This is a genomic window from Clostridium vincentii (genome assembly GCF_002995745.1).
GTDB classification, from domain to species: domain Bacteria; phylum Bacillota; class Clostridia; order Clostridiales; family Clostridiaceae; genus Clostridium; species Clostridium vincentii.
The window spans coordinates 13,677-28,944 of sequence record NZ_PVXQ01000030.1 but is presented as its reverse complement, the minus strand read 5'-3'; the positions used below and the strand labels follow the sequence as shown (position 1 = coordinate 28,944).

Here is a 15,268-nt window from a genome sequence, read left to right as displayed (position 1 = left end):
TACCCCTCCATTTCTATTTTTCAAATACTATTTTTGAAATACTATTTTCATTAACTCTTCTATATTATTAACTACCCTTACCTCAATATCAGTTAATCCGGTTGGTATTTCTTTCTCATTATCCTTTGGAATTAGGACTAATTTTATTCCTTTTCTTCTAGCCCCATATACCTTTTCGAATATTCCACCTACAGGTTTAACATTTCCCCTTAAGGATATTTCCCCGGTAATAGCTATATCTTGTCTTAAAGGTTTATCTAACAAAGCACTGATTAAGCATAATGTAATAGCAGCTCCTGCTGAAGGTCCATCTATTTTCCCTCCACCAATTACATTTACATGAATATCAAAATCCTTAATATCCTTATCTGTAAATTTTCTTATAACTGAGGCTGCATTAAATACAGAATCCTTCGCCATAGAACCAGCAGTTTCATTAAATCTTACAGTCCCGGCTCCCTTCTTTTTAGATGGAAACACCACTGCTTCTATCTCAATTGTAGAACCTAAGAATCCACTTACTCCTAATCCATTAACATGGCCTACTTCAAACTTATTTCCATTGTCCTGTCTTTCAAAAGGAGTATACCTTCCTATAGAAATAACCTCTTCAACATCTTTAAGTTTTATTACTACGCCTTCAACATTAGATGCTTTTTCACTATATAGAGCAAATCCATAGGCATCTGTTAATATATTAACTGCCTTTCTACCCTCTATAGTATATCTGCCTATAATTTCAGCCACTCCATCTTCTAGCTTAACCTGTAGCTTCTGAGCAGCGTTCTCTACTATCTCTTGGATATCCACTGAAGATAAAGGTTCAAAGAACACTTCTGTACATCTTGATCTTAAAGCTGGATTTATATCTCCTGGCTCTCTAGTAGTAGCTCCAATTAATACAAAATCAGCTGGTGCTCCATTATCAAAAAGATATTTAATATATTTAGGTGTATTTTCATCATCTGGATCATAATAAGATGATGAAAATTCTACCCTCTTATCCTCTAGAACCTTTAACAATTTATTTTGAAGTATATTATCAAGCTCACCAATTTCATCTATAAATAATATACCACCATGAGCTTCTGTAACCAATCCCGGCTTAGGCTCTGGAACTCCGATATCAGCTAAGTCCCTTTTACTTCCTTGGTATATTGGATCGTGTACTGATCCTAATAATGGGTTAGTAATTTCTCTAGGATCCCATCTTAGAGTTGTTCCATCTACTTCAACAAACTTAGAATCATTATTGAATGGCGTAAATGCTAATGCCCTAGACTCATTTAAAGCTAGTCTTGCTGCAGTTGTCTTCCCTACTCCTGGCGGTCCATATAATATAATATGTTGAGGATAAGGTGAAGATAGCTTTGATAAAAGAGACTTAATAGCCCTTTCTTGCCCAACTACTTCATATAATTCCTCTGGTCTTAAAAGACTCATTATGTTCTTACTAGTAATCTTGTTATCTAAATCAACTAAGTCATCATATTTCTTCTTAGTTTTATTATTTTCACTACCTCTTTGCTTTTTTATAACAGATAGTCTTATATCATCAATATATTTTTCCTGCTTCTCTACTATTGATTGTTCTACCTTGGATTCAATTTTGCTTTGGATAAATTTTCTAGCTATATTTTCAGATATCCAATCAACAGTATCTTCTAAAACCTTATCCAACTCTTCTTCCTTTGGAACTATTTCTAGTCCTTTTCCATCAGACGCAATCATATTTAAAGCGTATATTCTTTCACATACATTAGTAGAACCTACATATTTTTGAAGTTTATACTTTACTGTCCTAGCTCTAACTGCACCCTTTTCTAATACATTTTCTAATATATCAAATAATACATTTATCTGTACTTCTTTAGAAAGATTACCTGCTAGCATCCCCTTTAAAAGTCTTTCTTCTTCACTAAAATCCAATGTCTTTCCTCCTTAGTTTTCTGGCACAATAATAACTTTCATCTTAGTTGCTACCTTTGGGTATAACTTAACTTCTATTTCATATGTTCCTGCAACTTTTATTGTATCCATAACAATTTTTTTCTTATCTATTATAACTTTATATTGAACATTTATTAATTCCGCCACATCTTTATTTGTTACAGCTCCAAAAAGCTTTCCACTCTCACCTGTTTTACTTGTAATTTTTACTTCTTTTCCCTTTAGTTCTCCTGCTAACTTTTGCGCTGCTTCTAATTCAAAAAGCTTTTGCTTTCTTTCATGTTCATTTTTGTTATTTAATATGTGCATGCTAACATCTGTAGCTTCCTGAGCTAATTTTCTTGGAAATAAAAAATTTCTCGCATATCCATCTGATGTTTTTATAACATCACCTTTTTTACCCATAGTCTTAACATCTTGTAATAAAATTACTTTCATTGTTATTCACCAACCTTTAAATATTTTGTCATAGTCTCTTTCAATTTACTTAATGCTTCTTCTATTGTAACACCAATTAACTTAGTTCCTGCTATATTCATATGACCTCCGCCACCAAGGGCCTCGAGTACAATCTGTACATTTATATCTCCAACAGATCTACCACTAATATAAATGTCTCCATCTATATTAGCTAACACAAAAGCAGCAAAAATTCCTGATATATTAAGTAATTCATCTGCCGATTTAGCTACAATTACTGTATCAACGTTATTTGGACATACGGCTATAGCAGTATTATTTTCATTATCTAACTTTGCAGATTTTATTGTTTCTGCTATTAATAGATAATCCTGTAAATTATCTGTAAACATCTTTTTGACTTCAATAGTATCTGCTCCTTTATTTTTCAAGAAGGAGGCTGCATCAAATGTTCTAACACCTGTTTTAAATGAAAATCCTTTTGTATCCATTACTATTCCTGCTAAAAGACCCTCGGCTTCTTCTTTAGCTAACTTAGGTTTATCCATTATATATTGTACTATTTCTGTTATCATCTCAGCTGTTGATGATGCATATACCTCAATATAATTTAACATAGTTCCTTCAATTATATCAGGACTTCTTCTGTGGTGATCTATTATTACTTTTCGTTTAGCCTTTTCAACAAACTCAGTATTGCTGATATAGCTTTTATTATGAACATCCACAACTATAACTAATGTTTCATCATCTAGATTTTCATAGGCTTCCTCTACAGATATAAACCTTCCATCATATCCCTCATTAGATTTTAATCTATCTAAAAAATATTGTATAGCATTAGTATCCTTATTTAAAATAATATTACAGTCTTTACCTAATTGCTTAACTATGGATGATAAAGCAACAGCTGAACCAAAACAGTCCATATCAGGATTTGTATGCCCTATAATATAGACCTTACTACTTTCATATATTAATTCCTTTAAAGCGTGGGAAACAACTCTTGCCCTTACTCTTGTTCTCTTCTCTATTTCCTTAGTATTTCCACCAAAGAATTTTATATCTTCATTTTTTTTCACAACAACCTGATCTCCACCTCGTCCTAGGGCAAGCTCCTTAGCAACTACAGCAAAACTATCATTCTCATTAGGTGATACTCCACCGCGTCCTACGCCTATACTTAATGTTAACTCAAGCTTATTTCCTTTATTAATTTTAGATATATCATCTAGTATATTGAATTTTTTTTCAATCTCTTCTTGAATATATTTATCCTGTACTGATAAAACAAATTTATTAGTATCATATTTTTTTATCATAGCACGAAGTTTGTGAGCATAAGCATTTATTGCACGCTCTACCTCTGCTACTACTAAAGGTTTATTCTCCTCTTCTGTTGTGTCTAAGGCCTCACTAAGATTGTCTACTTCTATTAAGACTACACTTTCTTCTATATTTTCTAAGCCAACTAATTCTGTTATGTCACTAAAATATATAAGTTGGAATTTTTCTTTTCTTTGTTCTATCTTACTACTAAATACATCATATAATATTGCATTATGTCTTATTCTTTGATGTGAGGAATCTCTATACTTTAATTTTTTATCTATATTTAACCCTCTTATAATGCTTACTATATTTTTACCTATTATGTCCTCATCTTTTTGTAGTTCTTTAAATTTTTCATTATGCCATGCAATATCTCCTGTATCCTTTATTAAAACAACCGGCATACCTATACTGCAAAAATTTTCTGATATTCCTTCATCAATATCCTTGATTAATCTGTCAGTATCCATATCTCTTTTTTTATATTTAATTAGCAAATAGAGATTATATACTAAGTATATAGTTAATATTACTACTCCCAGGGGTAAATATTCAAAATAAAAGCACATTATAGATATAACTACTAAGAGCAGTTGTATTAGATATGGATGAATTGTTTTAAGATTTTTCATATGATAGCCTCCTGAGTATTTTGCTACTCTTTTCTATTACCTATATAATTTTTTAATTCACTAAGACTTTTTCCTTCTTTTTCAATTTGGTCTTCTGCTCTTATCCCCATATCCAACTTAGTCTTCATAGTATGGTCTATTTCTGGCAAAGAATATCCTAACTTTCTACCTAATAAATAAAGTATTATTACTGCCCCGGAAATGCATTCTAAAATTGCATCTTGAGCTACATTGGTACCCTTGGTCAATAATCTAAAAAATTCTCCAATAATACAAAGTAACTGAGCTTTTAAATTTTCTATCATTTTAACATTTTCCATTATGTTAAGTTCCCTACGTTTCATTATATTCACTCCTATTTTGCCTTGTATATATATTGTAGTTATTTTTATACACTATTGCAAGAATAGTTCTTGATATTATTACATATACTGTAAATTAATATATTTTAATATATTAAAAAACCTCTGATATATATCAGAGGTTCATATTTTCTAATCAGTTGTGAATGGTAATAGTGCTATGTTTCTTGATCTCTTAATTGCTAAAGTTAGTTTTCTTTGGTGCTTAGCGCATGCCCCAGAAACTCTTCTTGGTAATATCTTACCTTTTTCAGTAACATACTTCCTTAGCTTAGAAACATCTTTATAATCTATAGTTTCAACTTTATCTGAACAGAAAGCACATACTTTCTTTCTTGCTCTTCTCATTTTACCGCCTGGTCTTCTTGCATCTCTCACTACATTTTCCTCCTTACCTTGAATTTTTTAAAATGGCATATCTCCGTCATCTACAGGAGTTATGTCATCATTGAAACTTCCACCATTGAAGGAATCCTTCTTTGGCTCAGCTGAATAATTAGAATCTGAATTATTATGTCCACCATTAAATGAATCAGCGTTATCCCGTCCACCTCTAGAACCTATGAACTCAAAGCTATCTACAGCAACATCTGTTGTATATCTCTTTGTTCCATCTTTAGCATCATAGCTACCAGTTCTAATGTTTCCAGTAAGAGCCATTTGACTCCCTTTTGTTAAGTATTGTGATATTGTTTCTGCAGTTTTACCAAATGCTACGCAATTAATAAAATCTGTTTCTTCTTTTTTGAATTGTCTAGTTACAGCAAGTGAGAATCTGCTAACAGCATTTCCACTTCCTGCAGCAAATCTTAATTCTGGATCCTTTGTAAGTCTGCCTATAAGAACAACCTTATTCATTACAATACCTCCATCTTACGCTTCTTCTTTAACAATTATGTGTCTTAAAATTCCATCAGTAATTCTAAATATTCTATCTAATTCTTTTGGTAATTCTGGACCAGAAGTGAAATGTATTAAAGTATAATAACCTTCACTTACCTTTTTGATTTCATAAGCAAGTTTTCTCTTACCCCAAAAATCAACATTTTCAATAGTTGCGCCACCATTTTCTATTACACCCTTAAACTTTTCGATGTTAACTTTAACAGTTTCTTCATCGAATGATGGGCTTTGTATGAATATAGTTTCGTACTTTCTCATCTAATTCACCTCCTCCCCCCGGACTAACGGCTATGCTTTACACAGCAGGGATTACAATATATTATTCTATCATCTTCCTCTCTATTTTTCAAGTATTATTTATTTATTCTTCACTTTTAATTATTTTTTTAGCTCCTTTAAGAAATTTTGCCCTTGGAATCATAACTATCCTTCCACACCCAGTGCATTTAATTTTGATATCTGCTCCTAATCTTATGACTTCAAAATTATAACTTCCGCAAGGATGTTTTTTTTTCATCTCTACTATATTACCTAAATCAAATCTCTCTACCACTATAATACTTCCCCCTTGGAATTATTTATAAACTCAGTTTTAGGATAAGGTGCTTTTATTCCTTCCGCTTCTAATGCTTCTTTTATTTCTTTTCTCAATTTATTTTCCATACTCCATTGAGTTAGTGGCATACTCTTTCCAACTACTCTTATGGTTACACTGGACTGATTTAAAGAAGTTATTCCGAGTATTTCCACCGGATCTGTTACAGCTTCGTTTTTATCTTTAAATTTTTCCGTTACCTTAGATATTGCTTTTATTGCTTTATCTGCATCCTCTTCATATGGAATAAGAATATCTACAAGAAATCTTATGTTGCCCCTTGAATGATTAGTAACCTCTACTATAGATCCATTTGTAATCACATGAACATCTCCATTAAAACCTCTTATTACAGTACTCCTAATCCCAATACTTTCAACTATGCCTCCAAAACTTCCCAAAGTTACATGGTCTCCTACCCCATATTGGTCTTCAAATAATATAAAAAACCCATTAATTACATCTTTTATTAAGCTTTGTGCTCCAAGACCCAATATGGCTACACCACCTACACCAGCCGCGCCTACTGTCAATCCATTAAAAAAATTTGAGAGTATTGCAGAACCACCTATAAAGTAAGTAGTATATTTTAATATACTCCTTAATACTGCTCCTACTGTATTAACTTTTTTTAAATTCATAGAAAATTTTCCATTACTTTTAATTTGCCTTTGTATAAATTTCTCAATTATATAGTTTCCTAATTTTATTACAATTAATATTGCAATTAATGTTATTACTATTTTTATTACTTTCTGTACAATAGTATTATCTAAAATAGTATTAATTTGATCCAGCTCTAAAGTGAAACTTCCTATATTAATACCATCTTCTATTATATTTAAAAAACTATTTTCAATCATATTATTCTCCCTCTTTAATTAATTTATATCCTTCACTATTTCTATAATAAATATTTTTATATATTATTATATCTTCATTAATTATTTTCTCTATCTCATCTTTACTTTGGAATCTTGTACATATTCCACAGCTTTGAGTTATCGACGTTGGTGTAGGCATTATCTTGAAATGATATTTTTTTTCATTTAACACCTTTTCTGCTTGCATTGCATTCAAGGTGTTTTTATATACAATAATATAATATTTCATAATTTCCTCCTAAGCCTGGTTTTGATTTCTATTATATATGTTTTTTTATCTATGTAAAAATTAGTTTGCTAAAATTTATATAGATGTACATAATACTTTCTCATTTATGTAAAATATACTATTATTTAAAATAGAGTTAATTGTTATATACTATTAAATTATAGAGGTGTATTTATGAATATTTATTTAGATAATGCTAGTACTACTTTTCCCAAGCCCAAGGTGGTTGCCGATTCAATCTATGATTATCTTATCAATGTTGGTGGTAATGCTAATCGGGCAAACTATTCTAATTCTCTCGATAGTAACAGAAAATTATTACTTGCTCGAGAGACCATTGCTAATTTTTTTAAATTCTCTAAGGCTGAGAATGTTATATTTACAAACAACGTTACTCTGTCTTTAAATATATTACTTAAAGGAATATTAGTTTCCGGAGACCATGTGATTTCCTCTACAATGGAACACAACTCTGTTCTAAGGCCATTAAAGGATTGTGAAAGAACTTTAGGGGTTGAGGTAGACCTTGTTCAAGGAAATGAATTTGGGTTTATCTGTCCTGATGATATAAGGAAGTTAATTAAACCAAACACAAAACTAGTGATTTTATCTCATGCTTCTAATGTTACAGGATCAATACAACAAATTGAAGAGATTGGTTTAATATGTTTTAACGCTAAAATTTACTTTATAATAGACTCTGCTCAGTCCGCTGGAGTGATAGATATTGATATGAATAAAATTCATGCTAATGCTATAGCTTTTACAGGTCATAAAAGTTTGCTTGGGCCTCAAGGTATTGGTGGATTTATTATTGACGATTCCCTTAATTCTATTTGCCTATCAATTATATGTGGAGGCACTGGAAGCCTATCTCATTCACTAGACCAGCCTACATTTCTTCCTGATAAATTTGAATCTGGAACATTAAACATGCCTGGAATAATTGGCTTGATTTCTAGTATAGATTATATTAATAATTTAGGTGTAGATTCAATAAAAGAAAACATTCTTTATTTAAGAAATATGCTTCTATGTGGACTTAAAAACATTGATGGTATAATTATTTACGGTGATCCTAACAATTTAAACTCCACTTCTTGTTTATCTTTTAATTATAAAGATTGCGATCCATCAGAGATAGCTTTTTTCTTAGACTCTAAAGGAATTAAAACCCGATCCGGATTACATTGTTCTCCATTAGCTCATAAATCAATTGGAACTTATCCTAGAGGAACTATTAGATTAAGTTTAAGTCTTTTTAACACTAAAGAAGAAATTGATTATACGATTGATGTAATTAACAATATAAAATATCATTTTTAAGTTTGTGCATATTTTACTCCTTTATTGGTAATAATTTCATTAAAGGAGTTTTTTTATGGATGATTATTTTTCTATTGATTCTAATTCAACAAACTCGTATTGCAAAGTTAGGGATTACTTATATAAAGAGCTTAAACCAATTGTTAAAGAAAATAGAAATATTATTTTCTTATGTATCGGTACCGATAGGTCTACCGGAGACTCTTTAGGACCTTTAATAGGTTATAAGCTTCGTTATCTAAAGAAAAAAAATTTTTATATCTATGGAACACTATCAAATCCTATTCATGCAAAAAATTTAGCTATTGTTTTAGAGAGAATAAATGAAAACTTTGATAATCCATTTATTATTGCTATAGATTCTTGTTTAGGTCATTTTGATAGTGTAGGGAAGATTTTCATTAGTAACAAGCCCCTATATCCAGGGCTTGCTTTAAATAAATCACTCCCACCAGTCGGTAATATGAGTATTACCGGAATTGTTAATATATGTGGAGCCTTTGAATTTATGGTATTACAAAACACAAGATTATTTACGGTAATGAGCTTGGCGGATTCAATTTCTAACGGAATTTATCATTTTGTTTTAAAGTGTTCTGACAGAACAAAATCTTCATGTGATTTTATAGAGGATTTATTGATTTTTCCTAACTCATAAAAAAATGTTTCACGTGGAACATTTTTTTATTTAGTAATTTTGCATATGTTTCACGTGAAACATTCAAATTTTATATTATATAAAAATAGCTGTTTGGAATAAATTTTAGTTTTATTCCAAACAGCTATATTAATTGGCTTTATTATTTATTGCTTCTTTTATAACTAATATTTCCTCTTCCGATAGATCATATCTAGAAATACCATTATCAATTGGTTTAGCATAGGTAGTACTTTGTTGTCTTCCATAAAGTCCGGTTAGTACTATGCCATCGTTATTACCATCCAACATTGCAATGGAAAAGCTTAAATCACTTCCAACATCTTCAAAAGCCCTATATCTTATTATGGCCACTTTTTGAGCACATTTTTCAATAATCTTGCTTAGTTCATTGCATCTCTTTAGTGTTTCCTGAGAAATACTATTTGACTTATCGATATTTTCTAATTGGCTAGTGATTAACGATTCTAAGTTCTTGTTTGAGACTCCTCTCATTAGTTTTCTATATCTTTGTTCAACTTTATTTACAGCTTTAAATAAAATTACAATTAATATAAATAACAACAATATAATTAGAGCCATAATTCCTAATATATATGGAAGATAATTATTTAAATTATTAAAAAGACTTTCCAAGTTGCTTACATCCTTTCTAATAATGTTTCACGTGAAACATTATAAACTCATTATATCTAAAATCCTTTGAAGATCTTCTTCTGAATAGTATTCAATCTCTATTTTGCCCTTATTCTTCTTTGAGCTTAGATTTACTTTAGTTCCAAAGTAATCCTGTAGTTTATTTTTCACATCCTTATAATAAGGATTTCGTTCTTTTTCTTCCTGTTTAAATTGCATTCTAGTATCTTCTTTAGCAATTAACATGTTCTTAACGACATTCTCTAATTCTCTTACTGAAAGTTTATTATCAATAGTTTTTTGAGCAATTTCATACTGAATATCCATATATGGAATTCTTAATAAAGTTCTTCCATGACCTTCTGAAAGTACTCCATCAATTAAATATTGCTGTACCCTTTCATCTAAATTAATAAGTCTCATAACATTAGTAATAGTAACTCTTGATTTTCCTATTCTTTTGCTTAACTCTTCTTGAGTAAGCTTAAATTCAGAAAGCAACCTTATGTAAGCTAAACCTTCTTCTATAGGATTCAAATCTTGTCTTTGAATATTTTCTATTATAGAGATTTCTAAAACCTCTTTTTCAGTCAATTCCATCACAATAGCTGGTACTTCTTTTAATCCTATAAGTTTAGCAGCACGCCATCTTCTTTCTCCAGTAACAATTATATAATCTAATCCATCTTTCTTTAATATTAAAGGTTGAATTATACCATGATTCTTAATAGATTCAGCCAATTCAACTAAGCTATCATTATCAAAAGCCTTTCTTGGTTGATTAATATTATTCTTAATTTTATTCAGTGAAATTAATAAATTATCTTTAGTAATATCACTTTGAATTTCTTCAGGTATAAGTGCACTTAACCCCTTACCTAAAGCAAATTTTTTACTCATAATAATTCACCTATGATTTTTGCCTTTCTAAAAATTCTTTCGTAAAATTTAGATATGCTTTTGCACCTTTGCATTTTTCATCATATAACATTATAGGAAGACCAAAACTAGGTGATTCAGCTAATCTGATATTTCTTGGTATAGTACTTTTAAACATCAAATCATTAAAGTACTTTTCAACTTCTTTAAAAACTTCATTACTTAGATTAGTACGATAATCATACATGGTCATCAATACACCTTCAACTGTTAAATTTTTATTCAATGATTTTTTAACTAGTTGTACAGTATTAATTAACTGACTTACACCTTCTAGAGCATAAAATTCACACTGTATAGGTATAAGAACAGAATCACTAGCAGTTAACGCATTAATAGTTAAAGATCCTAATGAAGGAGGACAATCTATAAAAATAAAATCATATTCTACTTCTAATTCTTTTATTTTCTTTGATAATATTTGTTCTCTATCATTTTCTTGGATTATCTCAATTTCAGCACCTGCTAATTCCATAGTTGATGGTGCTATTGAAAGATTTTGAATTAAATCACTTTTTATAATAACATCATTTAATGGTGTCACTGATGTTAAAACATCATACATAGATAATTCCAAGTTTTTTTTATCTAATCCTAGACCGCTTGTAGTATTACCTTGAGGATCAATGTCTAAAGTTAAAACTTTATAGCCTTCCATAGCTAAATAGGAACATAAATTAATATTAGTGGTTGTTTTACCTACCCCACCCTTTTGATTGAATATACAAATAACTTTCATATATAGCTCCAAATAATAGAGCATACACCACCTTTCATGATAATAGTATATATATAAATATAGCATATTAAAAGAGATTTATAAAAACTTTATTATTGTATAATATATACACATATACAATATCACTGGACATTAGTTCTTCGATTTAGGAATTTTTACCGTGATCTGAATATAATCTTCCTTATCATCAAATTTATAAGTAGCAGGAATGTTGAATTTATCAAATACTTGTTTAATTGTATTAACATATAATTTTGCTGGGAATACTGCTTTTATTTTCTTCTTAGTCTTCTCATTCAATTGCTTTCCAGCCAACTTCAATAATTCTTTATTGATTAATTCTTCAGTATTTTTTACATTTAGATCATTTATAATTATGTTCTCGACTATTTTTAGCTGAAGTTCTTCCTCTGGTAAACTAAGTAAAGCTCTAGAATGTCTCTCTGTAAGTCGATTATACAAACATAAATCTCTAACCCTTGGAGATAATTTTAAAAGTCTTAACTTATTTGCAATAGTAGACTGTTTCTTACCCATTTTAACTGCAATTTCTTCTTGAGTAAAATGGTGATCTTGAATTAAATTGAAATAAGCCTCTGCCTCTTCTATAAAATTAAGGTCTTCCCTTTGTAAATTTTCTAATAATGCTATTTGAGCTGACTCAGTATCTGTAATATCAACTATAGCACATGGAACTTCAACTAATTTTGCTAATTTTGCAGCTCTTAATCTTCTTTCTCCAGCTACTAGCTCAAAAATACTTCCGCGTTTCCTTACAGTTAAAGGTTGTATAATACCATGTTCTATAATTGATTGAGATAACTCTTCTAACGCCGCTTCATGGAAGTACTTTCGAGGCTGATACATATTTGGAATTATATCTTCAATTTTCACTTTTACAATTTCATTGCTCATATTAATATATCCCCTTATATTTTCTACTTATGTGTCTAATTATAAATTCTATAACATTGCTTAATTTCCTTCTTTTTACAAATATATTTTAATAAAATTTTAATTTCTTATGTTTTTACATTTTATTTCAAAGGTTTCTTTGTTATAGAACCAGCTTTTCTAGGATATGACAAGGGGCATTCTTTTATCTTATTAACCACTACTATATTGTGTTTTAAATCCGTATCTTCAATGTCTATTTTTATAACTTCTTTTAATTTACCACCAAGTACTCCAAGTGCATTTTTACAATCTTTAAGTTCATCCTCAACTGCAGGACCTTTTAAAGCAATGAAAGAACCATTAAGCTTAACATAGGGAAGACAAAATTCAGATAATACTGCCATATTAGCCACAGCTCTTGAAACAGCTATATCAAATTTTTCCCTAAACTTCTTATCTTTAGCTCCATCTTCTGCCCTAGAATGTATTGTTTTTACATTTTTAAGATCTAATTCTTTTACAACTAAATCAAGAAAGTTGATTTTTTTGTTTAGAGAATCTAATAATGTAACCTGTATGTTTTTATTCATTATAGCTATAGGTAATCCTGGAAATCCTGCACCTGTTCCTACATCAATTAAAGTTTTAGCTTCCTTTAATTCATTACTCTTAAATGCTTTAATAGAATCAATAAAATGCTTTTTTATAAACTCTTCATCTTCCGTTATTGTTGTAAGATTAATTTTTTGATTCCATTCTTGAACAAGCCTCATATACTTTATAAACTGTTCATACTGCTTATCAGTTAGATCCATATCTACATCTTTAGCAGCTTCCTTCATTAACTCCTGAAACCTCATATTTACCCCCTGATTTTATTTATTTTTACTATATTGATGTTCTAAATAAACTAATAAAACAGAAACATCCGCTGGAGAAACACCAGAAATTCTTGATGCTTGCCCAATACTTATTGGTCTAATATTACTAAGCTTTTGAATAGCTTCAGTTCTTAATCCTCTAACATTAAGATATTCAATGTCTACAGGAATTAATTTCTTTTCAATTTTCTTAAATTGACCAACTTGTTCTAATTGACTAACAATATATCCTTCATACTTAGAAATAATATTTAATTGTTCGCCTATATCCTTACTAAACTCTTTTCTCTCTAAGTCTAATGGGGCTAATGAAAAATAGTCTACTTCAGGTCTTTTAATTAACTCATAAAGACTAGTTGGCTTTCTTAATTCTGAAGAACCAAGTTTTTCTAAGAACTCATTAACTTCTTTTTTATTTGTAATCTGTAGCTTTTTTATTCTATCAATTTCTCTTTCAATATCATTTTTTCTATTAACAAACTTTATATATCTTTCTTCCTTAACTAATCCAATATTATGTCCTATTTCTGTTAACCTGAAATCGGCATTATCCTGTCTTAAAAGGAGTCTATATTCTGCTCTAGAGGTCATCATTCTATAAGGTTCATTAGTTCCCTTTGTAACTAAGTCATCTATTAGGACTCCTATATAAGCATCTGAGCGAGTTAAAATTAAAGGTTCTTTGCCTTTGATTTTTAAAGCCGCATTAATTGCTGCTACAAGACCTTGACTACCAGCTTCTTCATATCCAGAACTTCCATTTAATTGTCCAGCACCATATAATCCCTTAATATTTTTAAATTCTAAGGTAGAGTTTAACTGAGTAGGATCAATAGAATCATATTCAATAGCATATGCGGTTCTCATCATTTCCACATTTTCTAAGCCTTTTAAAGTTCTTAACATTTTAATTTGAACATCCTCTGGCAGTGATGAACTCATTCCACCAACATACATTTCTAAAGTATCTTCTCCCTCAGGCTCAATAAATATTTGGTGCTGTGTTTTCTCAGGAAATCTCATTACCTTATCCTCTATAGATGGGCAATACCTTGGGCCTATACCCTTTATAGATCCATTATAAATTGGTGATCTGCCTATATTTTCTTGTACTATTTTATGAGTTTTCTCATTAGTATAAGTCAAATAACAAGAAATTTGTTCTCTAGATATATCTCCACTCATAAAAGAAAATGGAATAATACTTTTATCTCCACTTTGTTCACTCATTTTAGAAAAATCTACAGAACGTCTATTTATTCTTGCTGGCGTTCCTGTCTTAAATCTCCTTAAAGTAATATCTAAATCTAATAAGGATTGTGAAAGGTCATTAGCAGCAAATAATCCATCAGGTCCGCCATTATAACTTATATCGCCTATTATAATTTTACCCCTTAAATATGTACCAGTTGCTAAAACTACAGCTTTACAATTAAATGTAGCTCCATTTCTAGTCACTACTCCATAAATCTTATTATTTTCAACTAATAATCTAGTAACTTCTATTTGTCTTATTTGAAGATTTTCTTGCTCTTCTAAGACTTTTTTCATTCTATGTTGATATTTAGATTTGTCAGCTTGTGCTCTTAATGAGTGAACAGCCGGTCCTTTAGATGTATTTAACATTCTAGATTGAATAAATGTATTATCTATATTTATTCCCATCTCGCCACCTAACGCATCTATCTCCCTCACTAGGTGTCCCTTTGCAGTACCCCCTATATTAGGATTACAAGGCATCATACCAATAGCATCTAAACTAATTGTACAAACTAATGTTTTAAGACCCATCCTAGAAGCAGCTAAGGCTGCTTCGCATCCAGCATGACCAGCACCAACAACAATAATATCAAATTCGCCTGCATTATATTCCATCTTAATACTC

Annotated in this window: 18 protein-coding genes; 2 read left to right on the top strand and 16 right to left on the bottom strand. The window is 30.1% G+C overall.

The features are described from left to right. Positions 1 to 27: 27 nt before the first annotated feature. From lonC to CLVI_RS12460, 10 genes are all read right to left on the bottom strand, one after another. Positions 28 to 1,929 (bottom strand): Lon family ATP-dependent protease, encoded by a 1,902-nt coding sequence (gene lonC, locus CLVI_RS12505; protein ID WP_170065663.1) that lies wholly within the window; start codon positions 1,927 to 1,929, stop codon positions 28 to 30. A gap of 12 nt (positions 1,930 to 1,941) precedes the next feature. Further along, positions 1,942 to 2,388 carry a 50S ribosomal protein L9 gene (rplI, locus tag CLVI_RS12500; protein WP_106060466.1) on the bottom strand — a complete coding sequence of 149 codons (447 nt, stop codon included), beginning with the start codon at positions 2,386 to 2,388 and terminating at the stop codon, positions 1,942 to 1,944. A gap of 2 nt (positions 2,389 to 2,390) precedes the next feature. Continuing rightward, positions 2,391 to 4,334, bottom strand: a complete 1,944-nt coding sequence (locus tag CLVI_RS12495) for a DHH family phosphoesterase (protein ID WP_106060465.1) — start codon at positions 4,332 to 4,334, stop codon at positions 2,391 to 2,393. Between the two features lie 23 nt (positions 4,335 to 4,357). Next, positions 4,358 to 4,678 (bottom strand): MazG-like family protein, encoded by a 321-nt coding sequence (locus CLVI_RS12490; protein ID WP_106060464.1) that lies wholly within the window; start codon positions 4,676 to 4,678, stop codon positions 4,358 to 4,360. Positions 4,679 to 4,828: 150 nt separating this feature from the next. Next, positions 4,829 to 5,044, bottom strand: coding sequence for a 30S ribosomal protein S18 (gene rpsR, locus CLVI_RS12485; protein ID WP_106060479.1), 216 nt, complete (start codon positions 5,042 to 5,044; stop codon positions 4,829 to 4,831). Between the two features lie 57 nt (positions 5,045 to 5,101). Continuing rightward, positions 5,102 to 5,554: a single-stranded DNA-binding protein gene (locus tag CLVI_RS12480; protein WP_106060463.1), complete on the bottom strand. Its 453-nt coding sequence runs from the start codon at positions 5,552 to 5,554 to the stop codon at positions 5,102 to 5,104. A gap of 15 nt (positions 5,555 to 5,569) precedes the next feature. Further along, entirely contained in the window at positions 5,570 to 5,857 is a 288-nt protein-coding gene (gene rpsF, locus CLVI_RS12475) for a 30S ribosomal protein S6 (RefSeq protein ID WP_106060462.1), read from the bottom strand. 103 nt (positions 5,858 to 5,960) lie between these two features. Continuing rightward, complete coding sequence (locus CLVI_RS12470; protein WP_106060461.1) at positions 5,961 to 6,152, bottom strand: DUF951 domain-containing protein; 192 nt, start codon at positions 6,150 to 6,152, stop codon at positions 5,961 to 5,963. After that, positions 6,152 to 7,057 (bottom strand): mechanosensitive ion channel family protein, encoded by a 906-nt coding sequence (locus CLVI_RS12465; protein WP_106060460.1) that lies wholly within the window; start codon positions 7,055 to 7,057, stop codon positions 6,152 to 6,154. The genes CLVI_RS12470 and CLVI_RS12465 overlap by 1 nt, the downstream gene beginning before the upstream one ends. 1 nt (position 7,058) lies before the next feature. Next, positions 7,059 to 7,307 (bottom strand): putative Se/S carrier protein, encoded by a 249-nt coding sequence (locus tag CLVI_RS12460; RefSeq protein WP_106060459.1) that lies wholly within the window; start codon positions 7,305 to 7,307, stop codon positions 7,059 to 7,061. A gap of 174 nt (positions 7,308 to 7,481) precedes the next feature. Between CLVI_RS12460 and CLVI_RS12455 the strand changes: the two genes are divergently transcribed. Then, positions 7,482 to 8,633, top strand: a complete 1,152-nt coding sequence (locus CLVI_RS12455; RefSeq protein ID WP_106060458.1) for an aminotransferase class V-fold PLP-dependent enzyme — start codon at positions 7,482 to 7,484, stop codon at positions 8,631 to 8,633. Positions 8,634 to 8,688: 55 nt separating this feature from the next. Next, entirely contained in the window at positions 8,689 to 9,291 is a 603-nt protein-coding gene (yyaC, locus tag CLVI_RS12450) for a spore protease YyaC (RefSeq protein ID WP_106060457.1), read from the top strand. Positions 9,292 to 9,420: 129 nt separating this feature from the next. Here yyaC and CLVI_RS12445 read toward each other — a convergent pair whose 3' ends face one another. From CLVI_RS12445 to mnmG, 6 genes are all read right to left on the bottom strand, one after another. Next, positions 9,421 to 9,927: a DUF4446 family protein gene (locus tag CLVI_RS12445; RefSeq protein ID WP_106060456.1), complete on the bottom strand. Its 507-nt coding sequence runs from the start codon at positions 9,925 to 9,927 to the stop codon at positions 9,421 to 9,423. A gap of 39 nt (positions 9,928 to 9,966) precedes the next feature. Then, on the bottom strand, positions 9,967 to 10,827 hold the full coding sequence (locus CLVI_RS12440) for a ParB/RepB/Spo0J family partition protein (RefSeq protein WP_106060455.1): 861 nt from the start codon (positions 10,825 to 10,827) through the stop codon (positions 9,967 to 9,969). A 10-nt stretch (positions 10,828 to 10,837) separates the two neighbouring features. Then, entirely contained in the window at positions 10,838 to 11,605 is a 768-nt protein-coding gene (locus CLVI_RS12435; RefSeq protein ID WP_106060454.1) for a ParA family protein, read from the bottom strand. A 132-nt stretch (positions 11,606 to 11,737) separates the two neighbouring features. Then, entirely contained in the window at positions 11,738 to 12,520 is a 783-nt protein-coding gene (locus CLVI_RS12430; RefSeq protein WP_106060453.1) for a ParB/RepB/Spo0J family partition protein, read from the bottom strand. A gap of 122 nt (positions 12,521 to 12,642) precedes the next feature. After that, on the bottom strand, positions 12,643 to 13,362 hold the full coding sequence (rsmG, locus tag CLVI_RS12425) for a 16S rRNA (guanine(527)-N(7))-methyltransferase RsmG (RefSeq protein WP_106060452.1): 720 nt from the start codon (positions 13,360 to 13,362) through the stop codon (positions 12,643 to 12,645). Positions 13,363 to 13,377: 15 nt separating this feature from the next. Then, entirely contained in the window at positions 13,378 to 15,258 is a 1,881-nt protein-coding gene (gene mnmG, locus CLVI_RS12420; RefSeq protein ID WP_207655379.1) for a tRNA uridine-5-carboxymethylaminomethyl(34) synthesis enzyme MnmG, read from the bottom strand. Positions 15,259 to 15,268 lie beyond the last annotated feature (10 nt).

Bases quoted from the DNA above. Each gene is read 5' to 3' on its own strand.
- rsmG (WP_106060452.1), bottom strand. From the start codon at position 13,362: ATGAGGTTTCAGGAGTTAATGAAGGAAGCTGCTAAAGATGTAGATATG.
- rpsF (WP_106060462.1), bottom strand. From the start codon at position 5,857: ATGAGAAAGTACGAAACTATATTCATACAAAGCCCATCATTCGATGAA.
- CLVI_RS12440 (WP_106060455.1), bottom strand. From the start codon at position 10,827: ATGAGTAAAAAATTTGCTTTAGGTAAGGGGTTAAGTGCACTTATACCT.
- CLVI_RS12490 (WP_106060464.1), bottom strand. From the start codon at position 4,678: ATGAAACGTAGGGAACTTAACATAATGGAAAATGTTAAAATGATAGAA.
- yyaC (WP_106060457.1), top strand. From the start codon at position 8,689: ATGGATGATTATTTTTCTATTGATTCTAATTCAACAAACTCGTATTGC.
- rpsR (WP_106060479.1), bottom strand. From the start codon at position 5,044: ATGAGAAGAGCAAGAAAGAAAGTATGTGCTTTCTGTTCAGATAAAGTT.
- rplI (WP_106060466.1), bottom strand. From the start codon at position 2,388: ATGAAAGTAATTTTATTACAAGATGTTAAGACTATGGGTAAAAAAGGT.
- mnmG (WP_207655379.1), bottom strand. From the start codon at position 15,258: ATGGAATATAATGCAGGCGAATTTGATATTATTGTTGTTGGTGCTGGT.
- CLVI_RS12455 (WP_106060458.1), top strand. From the start codon at position 7,482: ATGAATATTTATTTAGATAATGCTAGTACTACTTTTCCCAAGCCCAAG.
- CLVI_RS12465 (WP_106060460.1), bottom strand. From the start codon at position 7,057: ATGATTGAAAATAGTTTTTTAAATATAATAGAAGATGGTATTAATATA.
- CLVI_RS12460 (WP_106060459.1), bottom strand. From the start codon at position 7,307: ATGAAATATTATATTATTGTATATAAAAACACCTTGAATGCAATGCAA.
- CLVI_RS12495 (WP_106060465.1), bottom strand. From the start codon at position 4,334: ATGAAAAATCTTAAAACAATTCATCCATATCTAATACAACTGCTCTTA.
- CLVI_RS12480 (WP_106060463.1), bottom strand. From the start codon at position 5,554: ATGAATAAGGTTGTTCTTATAGGCAGACTTACAAAGGATCCAGAATTA.
- CLVI_RS12430 (WP_106060453.1), bottom strand. From the start codon at position 12,520: ATGAGCAATGAAATTGTAAAAGTGAAAATTGAAGATATAATTCCAAAT.
- CLVI_RS12435 (WP_106060454.1), bottom strand. From the start codon at position 11,605: ATGAAAGTTATTTGTATATTCAATCAAAAGGGTGGGGTAGGTAAAACA.